The organism is Mesorhizobium sp. ISC11, assembly GCF_037162595.1.
Lineage (GTDB): Bacteria > Pseudomonadota > Alphaproteobacteria > Rhizobiales > Rhizobiaceae > Mesorhizobium > Mesorhizobium ciceri.
Map to the genome: position 1 here is coordinate 576,813 of NZ_JAVSPW010000001.1, position 16,286 is coordinate 593,098.

At 62.8% G+C, this 16,286-nt stretch carries 18 protein-coding genes and 1 riboswitch; of the genes, 15 read left to right on the forward strand and 3 right to left on the reverse strand.

Annotated features, from left to right (window positions below):
* Positions 1-68: 68 nt before the first annotated feature.
* Complete coding sequence (locus tag RPF88_RS03040) at positions 69-776, reverse strand: hypothetical protein (protein WP_127369710.1); 708 nt, start codon at positions 774-776, stop codon at positions 69-71.
* A 299-nt stretch (positions 777-1,075) separates the two neighbouring features.
* On the opposite strand from RPF88_RS03040, the gene RPF88_RS03045 reads away from it, so the two are divergent.
* Both RPF88_RS03045 and msrA read left to right on the forward strand, forming a co-directional pair.
* Positions 1,076-2,623, forward strand: coding sequence for a glycosyltransferase family 39 protein (locus RPF88_RS03045; protein ID WP_013530792.1), 1,548 nt, complete (start codon positions 1,076-1,078; stop codon positions 2,621-2,623).
* An 82-nt stretch (positions 2,624-2,705) separates the two neighbouring features.
* Positions 2,706-3,224, forward strand: a complete 519-nt coding sequence (msrA, locus tag RPF88_RS03050; RefSeq protein WP_013530793.1) for a peptide-methionine (S)-S-oxide reductase MsrA — start codon at positions 2,706-2,708, stop codon at positions 3,222-3,224.
* A gap of 69 nt (positions 3,225-3,293) precedes the next feature.
* On the opposite strand, the gene RPF88_RS03055 is transcribed toward msrA, so the two are convergent.
* Positions 3,294-3,611 carry a hypothetical protein gene (locus RPF88_RS03055; protein ID WP_013530794.1) on the reverse strand — a complete coding sequence of 106 codons (318 nt, stop codon included), beginning with the start codon at positions 3,609-3,611 and terminating at the stop codon, positions 3,294-3,296.
* Between the two features lie 183 nt (positions 3,612-3,794).
* A riboswitch (TPP riboswitch) is annotated at positions 3,795-3,908 on the forward strand.
* On the opposite strand from RPF88_RS03055, the gene RPF88_RS03060 reads away from it, so the two are divergent.
* From RPF88_RS03060 to RPF88_RS03080, 5 genes are all read left to right on the forward strand, one after another.
* Entirely contained in the window at positions 3,899-4,507 is a 609-nt protein-coding gene (locus RPF88_RS03060; RefSeq protein WP_164919913.1) for a YkoF family thiamine/hydroxymethylpyrimidine-binding protein, read from the forward strand. It overlaps the preceding riboswitch by 10 nt.
* A gap of 92 nt (positions 4,508-4,599) precedes the next feature.
* Positions 4,600-5,361, forward strand: a complete 762-nt coding sequence (locus tag RPF88_RS03065) for an ABC transporter permease (protein ID WP_224621222.1) — start codon at positions 4,600-4,602, stop codon at positions 5,359-5,361.
* On the forward strand, positions 5,358-6,125 hold the full coding sequence (locus RPF88_RS03070; RefSeq protein ID WP_063168554.1) for an ABC transporter ATP-binding protein: 768 nt from the start codon (positions 5,358-5,360) through the stop codon (positions 6,123-6,125). The genes RPF88_RS03065 and RPF88_RS03070 overlap by 4 nt, the downstream gene beginning before the upstream one ends.
* Positions 6,118-7,140 carry an ABC transporter substrate-binding protein gene (locus tag RPF88_RS03075; RefSeq protein ID WP_224621151.1) on the forward strand — a complete coding sequence of 341 codons (1,023 nt, stop codon included), beginning with the start codon at positions 6,118-6,120 and terminating at the stop codon, positions 7,138-7,140. Before RPF88_RS03070 ends, RPF88_RS03075 begins: the two co-directional genes overlap by 8 nt.
* 172 nt (positions 7,141-7,312) lie before the next feature.
* On the forward strand, positions 7,313-8,008 hold the full coding sequence (locus RPF88_RS03080) for a methyltransferase family protein (protein WP_224675516.1): 696 nt from the start codon (positions 7,313-7,315) through the stop codon (positions 8,006-8,008).
* Between the two features lie 781 nt (positions 8,009-8,789).
* On the opposite strand, the gene RPF88_RS03090 is transcribed toward RPF88_RS03080, so the two are convergent.
* Positions 8,790-9,047 (reverse strand): hypothetical protein, encoded by a 258-nt coding sequence (locus tag RPF88_RS03090; RefSeq protein ID WP_013530800.1) that lies wholly within the window; start codon positions 9,045-9,047, stop codon positions 8,790-8,792.
* An 84-nt stretch (positions 9,048-9,131) separates the two neighbouring features.
* On the opposite strand from RPF88_RS03090, the gene RPF88_RS03095 reads away from it, so the two are divergent.
* The 8 genes from RPF88_RS03095 to RPF88_RS03130 all read left to right on the forward strand — a co-directional run bounded on the left by RPF88_RS03095 (position 9,132) and on the right by RPF88_RS03130 (position 16,267).
* A complete protein-coding gene (locus RPF88_RS03095) occupies positions 9,132-9,401 on the forward strand; it encodes a DUF982 domain-containing protein (RefSeq protein ID WP_013530801.1) in 270 nt (89 codons plus the stop codon).
* A 229-nt stretch (positions 9,402-9,630) separates the two neighbouring features.
* On the forward strand, positions 9,631-10,356 hold the full coding sequence (locus tag RPF88_RS03100) for a GntR family transcriptional regulator (protein ID WP_013530802.1): 726 nt from the start codon (positions 9,631-9,633) through the stop codon (positions 10,354-10,356).
* Between the two features lie 3 nt (positions 10,357-10,359).
* Positions 10,360-11,400 (forward strand): ADP-ribosylglycohydrolase family protein, encoded by a 1,041-nt coding sequence (locus tag RPF88_RS03105; RefSeq protein ID WP_224621148.1) that lies wholly within the window; start codon positions 10,360-10,362, stop codon positions 11,398-11,400.
* Positions 11,397-12,368 carry a PfkB family carbohydrate kinase gene (locus RPF88_RS03110; protein WP_013530804.1) on the forward strand — a complete coding sequence of 324 codons (972 nt, stop codon included), beginning with the start codon at positions 11,397-11,399 and terminating at the stop codon, positions 12,366-12,368. The genes RPF88_RS03105 and RPF88_RS03110 overlap by 4 nt, the downstream gene beginning before the upstream one ends.
* Before the next feature lie 57 nt (positions 12,369-12,425).
* Positions 12,426-13,487: an ABC transporter substrate-binding protein gene (locus RPF88_RS03115; protein ID WP_275952666.1), complete on the forward strand. Its 1,062-nt coding sequence runs from the start codon at positions 12,426-12,428 to the stop codon at positions 13,485-13,487.
* A gap of 64 nt (positions 13,488-13,551) precedes the next feature.
* A complete protein-coding gene (locus RPF88_RS03120) occupies positions 13,552-14,415 on the forward strand; it encodes an ABC transporter permease (RefSeq protein ID WP_013530806.1) in 864 nt (287 codons plus the stop codon).
* Positions 14,415-15,203 carry an ABC transporter permease gene (locus RPF88_RS03125; RefSeq protein ID WP_224621147.1) on the forward strand — a complete coding sequence of 263 codons (789 nt, stop codon included), beginning with the start codon at positions 14,415-14,417 and terminating at the stop codon, positions 15,201-15,203. Before RPF88_RS03120 ends, RPF88_RS03125 begins: the two co-directional genes overlap by 1 nt.
* Complete coding sequence (locus RPF88_RS03130) at positions 15,203-16,267, forward strand: ABC transporter ATP-binding protein (protein WP_027160724.1); 1,065 nt, start codon at positions 15,203-15,205, stop codon at positions 16,265-16,267. Before RPF88_RS03125 ends, RPF88_RS03130 begins: the two co-directional genes overlap by 1 nt.
* The last annotated feature ends 19 nt before the right edge of the window (positions 16,268-16,286 follow it).

Below are 16,286 nucleotides of genomic sequence, written 5' to 3' on the forward strand. Positions count from 1 at the left end.
ACTGTCGAAGGCAACCCAAAATAGCCCGTTCCGGTGCGCCGGGCGGGCTATTTCGCGTGTCGGGCCGATCAAGCGAGGATGTTGACCGCGCGTGCCGCGACCAGCGCGATGGTCAGCAGCGAGATCATGGCCTCGGCCATCATCAGCAGCTTGGCGCGCTGGGAAAGGGGCAAGGTATCGGTGGGCGAAAACGCTGTCGCATTGGTGAAGGCGAGGAAGAAATAATCGACGAAACCGGGCAGCCAATCTCGGAGGTCACGGTCGTTCAACGTCATCTGCGCGAACAGGAAATCGGCCTGCGCAAGCTTGACGAGGCCGCAGGTCGGCGGGCCGCCGCGGTCGGTGCTCCAGAACCACAAGGCAAAGACGATGACGTTGGTGACCCAGATGTTGAGTGCGTCGATCAGCAGCGTCGTGCCGCTGTTGCCGCCATGGCCCTCCAGCAAGGCACGCACCAGCAGGACCAGCGAACCGCAGTTCATGATGCTGATGATGGCGGTCATGGTCAGGGCTGTTCTGCGGATCATGACCCGAAACTGGCCGATCGCATGCCACTCGTGGTCCTCGACCGCCTTGCGGGTGGCGGCCTGTGTCCAGGCGGTGGCCACCGACAAGGGCAGCAGCAGAGCGGCCTCCAGCGCGGGCGCTAGCCAGCGCGGCCCGAATGAGAGATTGTTGATGACCAGAAGCTGCAGGCAGATGATGACGAGAACGGCCGCACGGGCCATCCAGAAATCGAGCGCACGGTAGTGGATGATGGCATGGTGGTGGCGCATTTATCAAATCCTGGATGCTTTTTTGGGGACGGGAACCGGTCAGGCGTAGGCGACGCCTGCCGCGATCACGCCCGATGCGCCGTGCCCGGCATGTTCAGGGCGCTCCGGGACGGCGTGTTCCATTGTTGTCCTGCTGGCATGTGATGATGAGAGAGGCGGCATGGTGGCGCGAAACTCTGCCTCAATCTTGGTTTTGCCATGGTCACCCAAGTATACATTTTCGTAAGCTTCGAGTTCTGGGCTGTTCCAAAAACCGTCCGGTGTGATTTATCCACCGCATGACGCGAATCGACGAACCCATGAACGGTTGGCTGCCGGTCGGCAGTTCTGTTCCAGGCGACTGGCGGCAGTCGTCGATCTGGCAGGGGCTGACGCGCTATCCAGAAGCCGGCCTGGCGCTTTTATGCCTGACACAGATCCTGTGCTGGACCGTGGCGCCCGCGCTTGTCGACGTGTCACCGCCCAACGATGTCGTCGAAGGCTTCATGTGGGGCCGCGAATGGGTGCTGTTGACCTACAAGCATCCACAGCTTCCCGGCTGGCTGCTCGAGATCAGCCATCTTCTGACCGGATCGTTCCGCTGGCCGCAATATCTCGTGGCTCAGCTAACGATCTCGGCCACTTTCGTGCTAGTCTATCTGCTGGCCCGCGACATGCTCGGGCGAACCCGCGCGCTGGCCGCCGTGCTTCTGATGCCGTCGCTCTATTTCTTCGGCTGGCCGACCCCACAGTTCAATCATGACTACGCGCAGATGCCCTTCTGGGCCGCTATCTGCTGGCTGTTGTGGCGTGCGGGCCGTGGTGGTGGGCCGGGCTGGTGGCTGGCGCTCGGGCTGGTGTCGGGCGTCGGGCTCTATGCCAAGCTTTCCACCGGCCTATTATTGCTTTTCGGGGCGATCTGGCTGCTGTCGGACACACGCGCACGCAGTCGGCTCGCCACGCCCTGGCCATGGCTCGGGCTCGCGGTTTTCGGCGCTGTCGCCGCTCCACTGGCCGCCGAACTCTGCCGCGTCGATTTCCTGCCGCTGACCTATGCCGCCTGGCGCGATCAGTGGGTGGTGGCCCATCGCTCCCGCTTTTATTATATCGGCGTCCAGATGGCTGGGCTCTGCGGCTTTCTTCTGGTGCTGGCGATATCAGGGCTGCTGCGGCGCTCGCCCGCGCCGCAAAAGCCCGTCGGGCGCGGCACGCTGGTCTATCTCTTGTGGATGGGGGTTGGCCCGGCGATCCTCGTCATGGTGGCGTCCCTGTTCACCGGCGCCGGCGAGGCCTGGGGCGCGCCGATGTACAATCTTGCTGGCGTTGTGGCGCTCGCCTTGCTGGGCCATCGCCTCGGCGCCATCGAGATGCGAAAGCTGGCGATCTGCGCGCTCATCTCCATTGTCGGCATATCCGGTGCCTATGCGGGCATCCGCTGGACGAAATGCAATCTGCGTGGGCGCATGGACGCCGTCTGCTGGCCGGCGCAAAAGATCTCGGATGAGGCAGAGGCTGTCTGGCACGCTGCGACGCCCGATCGGCTCGACATCGTCGGCGGCCATGCCCTTATTGCGCCGCTGGCGGGCCTCAATGCCTATGACAAGCCGTCGATCTTCACCGAACTGAACATGCAGTACGCCCCCTGGATCACCAAGGAGCGGCTGCGCGAGCATGGCATATTGCTGGTCTGGCCCGGGCGCGATGTGCCATCTTATCTGCAGGCGTGGGTGGGCGACATCCCGGTCAAAACCGTTCTTTTCGACTGGTCGCTCAAGGCGCCGCCGGTGGCGATCAGCTTCGCAGCCATTCCGCCTGGCGCGCGGCAGTTGCCGGGTGCTATCGACGGCCTCGCCCGACCGAGCAACTGAAGCAGATCCGCCGGTCCGCTGGACGAAGCAGGTGACAATGCCCATCTATGTCCAGACAAACTTGCCTTTGAGGAGACGTGATATGGCGACTTCGACCGAACGCGCAGTCCTTGCCGGTGGCTGCTTCTGGGGTATGCAGGATTTGATACGGCGCTATCCCGGCGTCATTTCCACCCGTGTTGGCTACAGCGGCGGCGACGTGCCCAACGCCACCTACCGCAACCACGGCAGCCATGCCGAAGCCATCGAGATCAATTTCGATCCGGCCATCATAAGCTATCGCACGCTGCTGGAACGCTTTTTCCAGATCCACGATCCGACGACCCGCAACCGCCAGGGCAACGATGTCGGGACGAGTTATCGCTCGGCGATCTATTACACCAGCGACGAACAGAAGCGCATCGCCGAGGACACGATCGCCGATGTCGATGCCTCGGGCCTGTGGCCGGGCAAGGTCGTCACCGAAGTCGCACCCGTTGGCCCCTTCTGGGAAGCCGAGCCCGAGCATCAGGACTATCTGGAGAAATACCCCAACGGATACACCTGCCACTTCGTCAGGCCGGGGTGGAAGCTGCCGGTTCGGGAAAAAGCGGTGCCGTAGATACACTGATACGACAGGATTTGAGAAGCCGCGGAGCGCTCGCTCCGCGGCTTCTTTTCATTGCAATTCCTACTTGCCGCAATGGTTGTCGTTAACTGTCGGCGCGGTGGTGCCCGGCGACGTTCCACTGGCATCGGGCTGTGCGCCCTGCGGATGGGCAGGGCAATTTTCATCCGCGTTTGAATTCGTGGCGCCCGGTGCTACCGTCGTACTGTTGGTCGTGCCGGGGTCTACCGTGTTCGGCGAAGCCGGCGTATTTGGGTCGACGGTGACCGACTTGCCGCTGCCGCCGGATCCGTCGGTGCCGCTTGTGCCATTGCTCTGCGCCATGGCCGATGTCGCCAGGCCAATGGTGAGCGCCGAAGCTGCGAGGATTTTCATGAACATGGTTTGTCTCCATTGTCTGTGAACTCGTCGCGTAGCGACTGGTGGGACAACCTCGCGGCCTGGTGAAGGTTCCCGATAAATTCTCGCGCCGGCAGAGCCAACCGCTCCCGCCCTGGCGCAATGCTTTTGGCGCAGTGCGATAAAAAAACGGCTTTTCCTTCAACTCGAATGATGCTTTAAGGCGCACATCCACAGGGGTGCTCCGTACGGTCGGGGCTGAGACGGGGGCGGCAAGCCCACAGACCCTAGAAGCTGATCTGGGTAATACCAGCGGAGCGAGGCGGGCGATGTTTTCAGGCGCACAGATTTCCCTATATCCCATGACCGACGATTTCGTCGGTGTCATCCTTGGCGCGCTCGGTGCGCTCGATCCCTGGCGCGACAAACTCAGGATCGAGACCGACGACATCTCGACCTTGCTGGTCGGGCCGCCCGAAGTGCTGTTTCCTGCCATGCGCGACCTCTTCGTGGCGGCGGCACGCAGCGGCAAACATTGCGTGTTGTCGGCCACCATCTCGCGCGGCTGCCCTGGCGAGCCGGACGATCCGATCTGCCGCTCCGATGCGTTTGGCGGGCCCGTCGGTCCACTCGGCCCGCGCAAGGACGCGGCCATCGCGGCGGTGCGCAATGCTGCTGCCACCGGCCAGCCTGCGGCGGCGCAGTTCTCGCTCTATGTGATGGGCACAGACGACCACATGGACGAGATCTACGGCTGCATAGACTTTCTCAAGCAGTCCGGCGTCTATGAGCGCTCCAAACATTTCTGCACGAAACTGCGCGGTGATGCCGGTGCGATCTTTTCGGCGCTGGACGAGGCTTTCTGCCGTTTCGGACCAGGCGCTGGCCACGTAACCCTCGACGTCACGGTCTCGGCCAACAGCCCGTCGGCCGTCTGAAGCCGCGCGGCTCTCGCGGCCGTCAAAGGTTATCTCCCGTGGTCTCATCATCAGTCGCTTCGCGCCCGATCGCGAGCTTTCTCGTCAAGGCAATGCCGGCCATGATCTCGGCCGGTTTGCTCCTGCTGGCGTGGGAGCTTTATGCCACCTATTCCGGCATCAGGGCCACGATACTGCCGGCGCCGTCACGCGTCTTCGAGCAAGCGATGCTCAATCGCGAGGCGCTGGCCGACAATGCCGTTCCGACCATCCGTGCCACGCTTCTTGGCTTTGCCTGTTCGCTCAGCGCAGCCTTCGTGCTGTCGATGCTGGTCGACTTCTTCCAGCCGCTGCGGCGTGCGTTGTTTCCCGTCTTCATCGTCAGCCAGACCTTGCCGCTGGTGGCGATCGCGCCGCTGGTGGTGCTGTGGTTCGGCTTCGGGCTGGCGCCCAAGATCATGCTGGTGGCGCTGGTCACCTTCTTTCCGATGCTGGTCGCATTGGTCGAAGGCTATGAGGCGACCGAGGCCGAGATCGGGCAAATGCTGCGCGCCATGGGGGCAGGGCGCTGGCGCATCTTCCTGCTCGCGCGGCTGCCTTCGGCGCTGCCTTACTTCTTTGCCGGGTTGAGGATCTCCATCACCTATGCGGTGGTCGGCGCCATCTTCGCCGAGTATGCCGGTGCCGCAAAGGGACTGGGCATCTACATGCTCAACGCCAAAAACAATTTCCGTCCTGATCTGGTTCTTGCCGCCGTCGGTGTCAGCGCGGCGCTGACCCTTGTCCTGTTCGGGTTGACCGTGTTGCTGCAGCGTCTTGCCATGCCCTGGGAGCGAGCCGGCAGGGAAACTGCCGGGAAGGGGGCCTGGCGATGAGCCGGCTCGAACTGCGGCATGTGCACAAGGCGTTCGGTGGCCTCGACGTGCTGGCCGATATTTCGCTCAGCGTCGGCGCTGGTGAGTTCGTCTCGATCCTTGGACCCTCGGGTGCCGGCAAGTCGACGCTGTTCCAGCTTCTGACCGGCGCCGAGCATGGCGAGGGCGAGATGTTGTTCGACGGCGCGCGGCTCGACGACCACGGCAGGCACTTCGCCTTCATGCCGCAGCGCGACGCGCTGATGCCATGGCGGCGCATCCTCGACAACACGACGCTCGGGCTCGAAGTGCAAGGTATGAGGAGACAGGCGGCGCGGGCGCGCGTTGCGCCGTTGTTTGCCGAATTCGGGCTTGCCGGCTTCGAGCGGCATTTTCCCGCGCAGCTGTCCGGCGGCATGCGCCAGCGCGCGGCCTTGCTGCGCACCGTGGTGCAGGAGCGCGACATGCTCCTGCTCGACGAGCCTTTCGGCGCGCTCGATGCGCTGACCCGCACCGCCATGCAGCGCTGGCTCGAACAGATGTGGCGGCATCATCGCTGGACGGCGCTCTTGATCACCCATGACGTGCGCGAAGCCGTGTTCCTGTCCGACCGCATCTATGTGCTGTCGGCGCGCCCGGCCCGCATCGTGCGTGAAATCAGGGTGCCGTTGCCGCGCCCGCGCAGCCTTGGCGGCGATGCCGCGCGCCAGGCAAGCGCGCTCGAGGCCGAAATCCTCGACATCATCCTCAACCCCAATCCATCCAAAGGACACGATCATGACTGACTTGACGCGCCGGCAGGCCTTGTTGCTGACCCTTGCCACCGGCCTTCCCTTGATTGCCGGAACGCGTCGGGCTCGAGCACAATCGGCGGCACAAAAGGTCACCGTCGCCCTCGACTGGACGGTCAACACCAACCACATCGGACTGTTCGTTGCCCGCGACAAAGGGTTTTATCGCGAGGCCGGACTCGAGGTCGACATCCTGCCCTACAGCGATACCGGTGCTGGCACGCTGGTCGCAAACCGCGTCGCCGATTTCGGCATCAACGGCACCATCAGCCTGTTCACCCAGAGAACCGCCGGGGCGGATCTGAAGGGCGTCTATGCGGTGGTGCAGTCCGAAACAGGCCGCGTGGTCTTCAATGCGGCACGCAACGAGATCAAAAGCCCAAGAAGCCTCGACGGCTTGATCTATGGCGGCTTCGGCAGTGCCTGGGAAAACGCGCTGATATCGACCATCATCCGCCACGACGGCGGCAAGGGCGATTTCGAGACGGTGACGCTCGGCACCTCAGCCTATGAGGCGCTGGCCAATGGGTCGGTCGATTTCACGCTCGAAGTCTCGACCTGGGAGGGTGTCGAAGCCGAACTCAGGGGCGTCAAGCAGCGCAGCTTCGTCTATGCCGATTATGGCGTGCCTGATGAGCACACGACGCTGATCTCTTCGAGCGAAGCCTATCTCCAGGCCAATCCCAAGCCTGCGGCCGACTTCGTTCAGGCGACGCGACGCGGCTACCAGTTCGCTGTCGACCACCCCGACGATGCGGCAACCCTGCTGATCGCTGCAAACAAGGATGCCTTGACCAATCCGGCGCTGATCCACGCCTCGCTGAAGGCATTGATCGACGGCCATTATCTACGCAGCCAAAGCGGGGCCATCGGGACGATGGATCCGGCCAAGATGGAAGCGATTGGCGACTATCTCTTCGCCTCCGGCATTTTGCGCGATTCCGACGGCAAGCTGGTTGCTCGACGCCCGGATTTCGGGAGCTATTTCCGCAACGACTATCTGAGCTAGTCTGGCAAAACCAAATGACATGGGTCGCCAGTCTTTCTGGGCGACCGCGGGGAGCAGGTCGTCTGGAAGTGGCGCCCTGGCTCCCCGACAGCCAATTTAAGACCGATCTGATCTTGTTGATTAACTGCCCGGCAATGGTTGCGTGCAAAGGTCGCCCTGAGGGATCATTGGGGTGTCTGCATTGCTCATATCAAAAAGCGAGGCGCTTTCGCACGTCAGTGACGGCACGATTCTGTCCGCAGCCCGAAAGCGTGAGATCCTGGTGGATTTGCGCGAAGGTTTCTTTCGGATCTGCGCGCTGGCCTTCGCGGGCATGTTCGTCTACCGCGGCGTGTATCACCTGATGCTCGACCCGACGCGCATCAATGTGGCGCTGGTGGCGATTTCCGAGATCCTGACCTTTACCTGGCTGCTTCTGTCGCGTCGGCCGAAGGTTCGCGACTGGAACCCGCTCACGGTGGTTGTCTCCGTGATCGCCAGCTTCGGTGTCGGTTTCATCGACCTGGAGCCGGGCGTGGCCATCATCCCGGTCCATGTTGCGGCGCCGCTGCAGGCCCTGGCGTTGGGGTTCGTGATCTGGGGAAAGATATCGCTGGGGCGTTCTTTCGCCATTCTGCCGGGCAATCGCGGCGTGATGACAGGCGGTGCCTACCGTCTGGTGCGGCATCCGATCTATGCCGGCTATCTTGCCGGCCATCTCCTGTTCCTGCTATCGGCCTTTTCCTTCTACAATCTAGCCGTCTACGCGGTGATCACCTTCTTCCAGGTGCACCGCATCCTGCGTGAAGAGGCGCTGCTGGCCGCCACGCCGGAGTACCGGGACTATATGAAGCGCGTCCACTACAGGCTGTTCTACGGCGTCGTTTAACAGCGCCCCGGCGCGCAGAATCGTTCGGTCTGCAATCACCTGGCAACGTTGATCGTCAATAGATCTGCGCATTGTTTGTGCAAACTAATATTACAACTTTATTATTTCAGAAATTTTGAGATATATATAACACACTTCAATTTCAGTATTCTCTCTGTGAAGCTGAAACTCACTACCTCGCGTAATTGCTTCTGCAATCGGCTTCTCGCCATCTCCGGCCGATCGGAAAGCCCGCCACACTGGTGGGCTTTCTGCGGTCCACAGGCGTGCCGGAATTAAATTCTGGTTGCCATCACCTGGATGGCCGTTTCTGTTGCTGGCGTGACTTCTTCCGCGCGATGCCCGCCACAATCGCGGAACGGTAGGCCTTTGGAGCGCTCGTCTTTTGAACATCGCAGCTGCGACGTTCAATCCTACGGCGCCGGCTCCTATGGCGGCGGCGGCCTTGGGCTCGTGCTGCTCATTGTCATCGTGCTTGTCGTACTCGGGTGCATCTAGCCGGGTTATCGCCAACTGATCGCAATCTCGTGAGCGCCCCAACGTCGGCGTGCACCGGATTGTGATGCAGGCAAGCCGGCTTGTGATCCTGCACTCTGCAAAACTTTCGTATGGTCATTGCGGTCCACACCCCCCCCGTGGAAACAAGAGGAGAGGGTCCCACCCCTTGTCCTCCTCCAAGGCCCGCTCCGGTTCACCGTAGCGGGCTTTTGCTTGCTGGCGAGGCAAAACCGGCTCGCATCAAACCCTATGGGCGAGGCGTTCAGATGCTGGCGCCAGTCGACTACTCCATGTCAGGCACGTCACCGCTGACGAAGAGCGTGTTCGGCGGACCATATTCGCCCAGCGTCGGATCGGCCTCACGGCTCCAGGCGATGACGCCGGAATGCTTTGCCGTCAGAGCCCTGGCGGTGCGTATGGCGCGATCCTCGCTCTGCTGGTCGGCGGGTCCAAAGGCTGGGAACAACTCGCCATCCTCACCGCGATCGAACGCGACCACGACGATCAGCCTGGGATTTTTCTGGCCACTGGAATCGGACATCTTGCACCTTTGGCGCAGAACCTATCACATTGCTCGGGGTTGAAGGCCGCGAATCGATGAATGCCGACTTTGGGGAGTGGCATCGTGCAAGATCAGCGTTTCGATGAGCCGGTCAGGATTGCGCTCGGCCGATCGCGAAACTCGATCTTCAACGTGGAGCGGGTCGCTCAGGCTGCCGACATCCTGCTGAACCGCTGGCCGGTTGCGACCGGGCAAAAGCATATGGTTGCCCGCAAGGCCTGTCTGGCCGTGCTCGAGGGAAAGAAAGAAGTCTCGGCGGCAAGAGCGGCGTTCATCAACGCCGCTATCGAGGCGGACATCCTCGTCGAACCGCGTGAGGTGTCGATCCCGTAGCCTGCCCCTGCTGAAATTGAATCAGGATCTGGCTCCATACCCTTGATGTATGCCTCTTTTTGGCGATCGCCGACCGGCTTTTCAGGGCTATTGACCTGCCTCTCGGCACGCCCTGCACGGTTATCCCGCACATTTCGCTGCCTGTTGGTCAGTCTTCGGCATCTGTTGACATAGCATCCGGGCCTCGGTATTGAACAGGATTATACAGGTTCATTGAACAGGTACCCTTATGAAGCGGCGCGCGGTTCAACTGTCTCCCGGCACGGGCAAGCCCGAGCAGATCGCCACCGTCCTCGAACATGAGATCCGTTCCGGCGTCCTCGGTTTCGGCGACCGCCTTCAAAGCGAGAACGAACTCGTCCAGCGCTTCTCCGTTAGCCGCAATACGGTCCGCAAAGGCCTCGAGGAACTGTCCAGCCGCGGGCTGATCACGACCAAGGTTGGTATCGGCTCGTTCGTCACCTTCGACGGCAAGCCGGTCGACGACTCGATCGGCTGGTCGCGCGCGCTGGCCGATGCCGGCGCCAATGCCGAGACGCGGACGCTGCGGCTGGAGGTCATCGAAGACCCCGATCTGGCTGCGCTGCTTGGCATCGAAAGCCCGTTCTTCATCGCCGTCGACCGGGTGCGCACCAACGCCAGCGACGGCCATGCGATCTCCATCGAGCGCAGCCGGTTGCCATTGTCCTCCGAGCTCGAGGACGTACCGTTGCGCGGATTGCGCGAGGGCTCGCTGCACCAGACGCTGCGCGTCGCCGGCCTCATTCCCGACCATGGCGAGGAATGGGTCGAGATCGAGATGCTCAATGCCGAGGATGCGGCCATCCTCGGCTGCCCGCAAGGCACGCCTTTCCTGCGTGGCCGCCGGCTGACGCGCGCCGCCGACGACCGGCCGATCGAGTACGTCACCAGCCTGCTCAATCCGGCGCATTTTGCGCTGCATATGAGGTTCTGAGCGATGTCGGATGCAACCAGCAAGGCCATTGATCGCGCCATGGGGGCGCTTGTCGGCGGAGCGCTGGGCGATGCGCTCGGCATGCCGACGCAGCTTCTGTCGCCGGTTCGCATTGCCGAACTCTACGGCCGTGTCGAGGATTTCATCGAGCCTTTCCCGGATCATCCGGTGTCGAAGGGACTGGCCGCTGGCACCATCACCGACGATACCGAGCAGGCGTTGCTGCTCGGCCGCATCCTGGTCGAATCCGGCGACCGTTTCGACCATGCGCGCTGGGTCAATGCGCTGCTCGACTGGGAACGCGAGGTGAAGGCGCGTGGCAGCTATGACCTTTTGGGGCCATCGACCAAACGCGCCATCGACGCCATCAACAATGGTGTGCCGGCTGAGGAAGCGGGACGCAGCGGCGACACCAATGGTGCGGCGATGCGTATCGCGCCGGTCGGCATCATGATGCCGCTCGAACCGTTGGAAGGGTTCGTCGGCAAGGTGGCTGAGACCTGCCGGGCCACGCACAACACCTCGATTGCCATCGCCTCCGCCGCTGCCGTTGCGGCAGCCGTCAGCCGCGGCGTCGCCGGCGGTGGCTGGCGCGACGCTTCCGCCAGCGCGGTCGCGGCGGCGAGGCGAGGGGCGACACTCGGACATTGGGTGACCGGCGGCGACATCGCCGCGCGCATCGTCTGGGCGCAAGACATCGTGCACGGCAAGGCGATCAGGGATGCGATCCGGCTGATCACCGATCTGGTTGGCACCGGCGTCGCCAGCCAGGAATCCGTTCCGGCGGCCTTCGCCGTGCTGGAAGTCGCGCGTGGCGACCCATGGCAAGCAGCCGTCATCAGCGCCAATCTCGGCGGCGACACCGATACGATCGGCGCCATCGCTGCCGGCATGGCCGGCGCCTGCAGCGGTTTTTCCCGATTGCCGCAACAGCATATCGCCCGGCTTGTCGGCCTCGACATGTCGGAGGTTCGTGCGCTCGCCGCCGATCTCGTGGCAGCAAGGATGGCGAAAATCGGTTCCGGCAAGGACGCGGCGGAATGAGCGGCCGTCTCGTCCATGTCGGCAGTGCCGTGGTCGACTATGTCTACCGCATCGACGCCCTGCCGGCGCCCGGCATGGAAAAGACGGCATCGAGCTTTGCCCAGGTCGCCGGCGGCGGCTTCAACATGATGGTGGCGGCCAGCCGCACCGGCATGCAGGTGGTGTTCGGCGGCCAACTCGGCAGCGGGCCCAATGGCGATTTCCTGCGCGCTGCGTTCATAGCCGAGGGTATCGAGACACTGACGCCGCCATCGCCCGTGATGGACAGCGGCAACTGCGTCGCCATGATTTCGAGCGACGCCGAACGCACCTTCGTGTCGTGGCCTGGTGCGGAGAGCGTTCTCAGCCTCGACATGATGGCGCCGGTCGCGGTGGCACCGGGTGACTGGGTGTTCACCTCCGGCTACACGCTGAGCTACCCCAAGAGTCGCGATGCGCTCACTGATTGGATCGAGGCGCTGCCGACAGGTATTCCCTTCGTCTTCGACCCGACGCCGGTCATCACGGACATTCCGCGTCCCATCCTGTCGCGGGTGCTTGCCCGCACCACATGGCTGAGCTGCAACACGACGGAAGCCGCCGAGATTGCCGGCCCAGGCGATGTCGAGGGCCTCGCGGTACGGCTGCTGGGCGACCACTGCCCGAAAGCAGCGGGCGTGGTCATCCGCTCCGGGGCAAAGGGTTGCCATATCAGGTTGGCCGACGGCACGGCGCAGACCGTTGCCGGCTTCAAGGTCACCGCCATCGACACCAATGGCGCTGGCGACACCCATATCGGTGCTTTCGTCAGCGCGCTGGCGCGCGGCATCCCGCCCTTCGAGGCAGCGCGCTATGCCAATGCGGCAGCGGCCATATCGGTCACCCGCCATGGCGGCTCGTCGGCGCCGACCGACCACCAAATCCAGACATTCCTGAGCCATGCCGCCGATCCGTCGGGAGCAGGCCGGACACAGAAGGCCAATGCATAACAGCTGTAAAGCCTGACAAGCCCGGGAACCGGGCAAACCCACAGAGAGGAACCAACCATGCGCATGCCTGACTTGACTGCTCTGCTGACGGCGACCGCCGTCTTTACCTCCGCACTCGCGTTCGCTGCCAAGGCTGACGAAGTGCATGTGCTCAACTGGAAGGGATACGGCGCCGACGAACCATGGGCGGTGGAGGCTTTCGAAAAAGCGACCGGCAACAAGGTCGTCAACGACTTCTTCAATTCCGAACAGGAAATGCTGACCAAGATCCGGACCAATCCCGGTCTCTACGACGTGGTCATGATCAATGCCGCCTTCAACGACCAGGCGATGGACGGCAAACTGATCCAGCCGATCGACGTCTCCAAATTGCCGAACTACGCCGACATCAGCAAGGACAAGGCGGGATCGCCGATGCTCGTCCATGACGGCAAGGTCTATGGCGTGCCGTGGGTGTGGGGCCTCACCGCGCTCGCCATCAACGACAAATCCTTCGACAAGCCGCCGACGAGCATCGCCGAGATGTGGGATGCCGCCCACAAGGGCCGCGTCGTCATTCGCGACGATGCCGTCGAAGCGGTGCAGTTCGGCGCCATCGCAACGGGCCAGAACATCAACGACATCAAGGATATGGATGCGGTCAAGGCGAAGCTCACCTCGCTGATGCCGCAGATCAAGACCTTCTGGAGTTCGGAGAACGACTGGAACCAGATGGTCGCCTCCAACCAGATCGACATCGGCACCTACTGGAGCGGCTCGGCCGATCGCGCCAAGACGCATTTCAAATTGCCGGTCTCTCTGGTCGTGCCGCAGGAGGGTGCCGTCGCCTGGCTCGACGCGTTTTCCATTCCGGTCGGCGCCAAGAACGTCGCCGGCGCCGAGGCTTTCATCAACTACATGATCGACCCGAAATTCTACGTCGAATGGGTCACCAAGGTCGGTGCTCCTGTCTCCGCCAACACTAGGGCGGTGGAAGCGCTGCCCGAGGATGCCTTCAACCGCAAGGTCATGGGCGACCCCGAGGTGGCCAAACGCATCCAGTTCCAGGCGCCGATCACCGATGCCCAGCGCGAAGCCTATCTGGCGCTGTGGCAGCAGTTGAAGGTCGACGTGAAATAGAGCCAACATCCCGGCCAGCCGGCGGTTCGCGCCGGCTGGCGTTTCAATCCTGGGGGAGGGTATCATGGCAGCTGCGACAGCGTCGCGAAGCGGGCTGAGATCGGCACTGCCGCTGCTGGCGCCAGCCTATCTCTGGCTGACGGTGGCGATCTTCCTGCCGCTCTCGGCCATGGTCTTTTTCTCGTTCATGACCGAGCTGCCGCTGTCGGGAAAGCCGTGGACATTCACCCTTGGCAACTATGCCACCTTCTTCTCGCAAAGCCTCTATCTGACACTGCTGCTGGCCTCGCTGCGGCTTGGCCTCGAAGTGACGCTGTGGTGCGTCGTCATCGGCTATCCCGCCGCTTACGTGCTCGCCAAAGTGCTGAAGGGGCGCAGCCGCGAGGCGATCTTCCTGCTCGTCATCTTGCCGTTCTGGTCGAACGGGCTGGTGCGCATCTTTTCCTGGGCGATGGTTTTGCGCGAGGGCGGCATTCTCGACACCGCGCTCAACGCCGTGCTGCCGTTCAAGATCAACATCGACCTGATGTATTCCTATCCAGCCGTCATCATCGGGCTGGTGCATTCCTACGTGCCTTACATGGTACTGACCTGCTATCTCACGCTGCAGGCGATCGATGATTCCCTGATTGAGGCCGGGCGTTCGCTTGGCGCTTCACGGCTACAGGTGCTGAAGCGGGTGATCATCCCGCTGTCGATGCCCGGATTGGTCGCGGGTGCGGCCCTGATCTTCGTCCCCGTCGTCGGCTCGTTCATGGAGCCGCGCATCCTCGGCGGTCGCACCGGCACCTTCTACGGCACGGTCATCGAGGACCAGTTCGTCGCCGTGTTCAACTGGCCGCTCGGTGCCGCGCTTTCCTTCATCCTGCTGGCCGTGGTGCTGGTCATCCTGGCGGTGGCGTCGCCGGTGCTGCGGAGGGCCGCGTGATGGCGACGACCCGCGTCCTCGAATGGCTTGGCCGCTTCTACATCGGTCTGCTGCTCGCCTTCCTCTATCTGCCGATCATCATCATGGCACTGATGTCGTTCAACGTCTCGCCCTTCTACCAATTGCCGTTCGAATGGACGACCGAATGGTACGCTTCGCTGTGGCAGAACGACCAGCTGATCGCCGCCACCTGGAACAGCGTCGAGATCGCCGTCATCACCACCGTCATCTGTGTCGTGCTCGGCTCGGCGGCATCGCTGGCGCTCTATCGCTATGAGTTTCGCGGCAAGAAATTCCTGCAGGCGCTGTTGTTTCCGCCGATCGCCATTCCGTGGCTGATCACCGGCACGGCGATGCTGATCTTCTTTTTCGGCGTCGGCATCGGTCGCGGGCTGCATGCGATCCTGCTTGGCCACGTCGCACTGGCGCTGCCCTATGTCATCGTCGTCGTCTCGGCCCGGCTGCAGACCTTCGCGCCGGAGCTGGAAGAGGCGGCACGCTCGCTCGGCGCTAACCAGTGGCAGGTAACGAGGCGCGTCACGCTGCCTTGGATCACGCCAGGCGTCATTGCCGGAGGGCTGTTTGCGTTTGCAGTGTCGTTCGACCAGTTCGTGGTGTCCTATTTCCTGGCGACGCCTGGGCAGACGACGCTGCCGGTGGAAATCTACGCCGCGATCCGCAAAGGATTCACGCCCGAGATCAATGCGGTCTCGACGATCATCATTGTCGTGTCGATGGCGCTGATGCTGCTCACGGCGCGGTTCTTCAAATTCGGCGGAGAGAAATAATGGCCGGCGTGCAGGTATCTGATGTCTCGCGCAGTTTCGGCGCACACAAGGCGCTGGACAATGTCTCCATCGATTTCGCCGATGGCGGATTCTATGCGCTGCTGGGGCCGTCGGGCAGCGGCAAGACCACGCTGCTGCGCCAGATTGCCGGTTTCGATTTTCCCGATTCGGGCCGCATCACCATCGGTGGCGAGAGCGTCGAGCGGGTGCCCGTCGAAAAGCGGCGCATCGGCATGGTGTTCCAGAACTATGCGCTGTTTCCCAATATGAGCGTCGCCGACAATGTCGCCTTCGGCCTGTCGGTGCGCGGCGAGGCCAAGGCGGTGATTGCAACGGAGGTGCAGCGCGCGCTCGATCTGGTGCAGCTCGGCAAGCTTGGTGGCCGCCGGCCGCACCAACTCTCCGGCGGGCAGCGGCAGCGTGTGGCTCTCGCCCGCGCTATCGTCACCAAGCCGCGCGTGCTTTTGCTCGACGAGCCGCTCGGCGCGCTCGACAAGGCGCTGCGCGTCGATATGCAGATCGAGCTCAAGCGCATCCAGCGCGAGATCGGCATCACCACCATCTTCGTCACGCACGACCAGGAAGAAGCGCTGACGATGAGCGACCGCATCGGCATATTGCGCGACGGCAGGCTGGTGCAGGAGGGGCCGCCGGAGGAGATCTATAACAGGCCGAAGAGCGAATTCGCCGCCACCTTCCTCGGCGACGCCAACATTTTTCGCGGCGACAGCACGGGCGATGGCATCAGGCTTGCGGACGGAACGGCGATTGCCGCTGGTGTGGGTGCCAAGCTTGCCGCCGGCGCCAAGGCGAGCTGTGCCGTGCGGCCCGAACGCATCCGCATCGCCAGGGATGCCGGAACACCGGATGGCAACGCCAACATGCTCAAGGGACAGGTTTCCAAGCGCATCTTCGCCGGTAGCAACAGCACCTATTTCGTCGAGCGTGCTGGTCAGACGTTGAAAGTGATTGTGCAGAATACCGGCATGGAACGGCTGGCAGAAGGTCAGGATGTCGTGCTGCGCTGGTCGCCTGAAAGCACGGTGTTGATCGCGGCGAACTGATCCTCACCGGGTCTTGCCA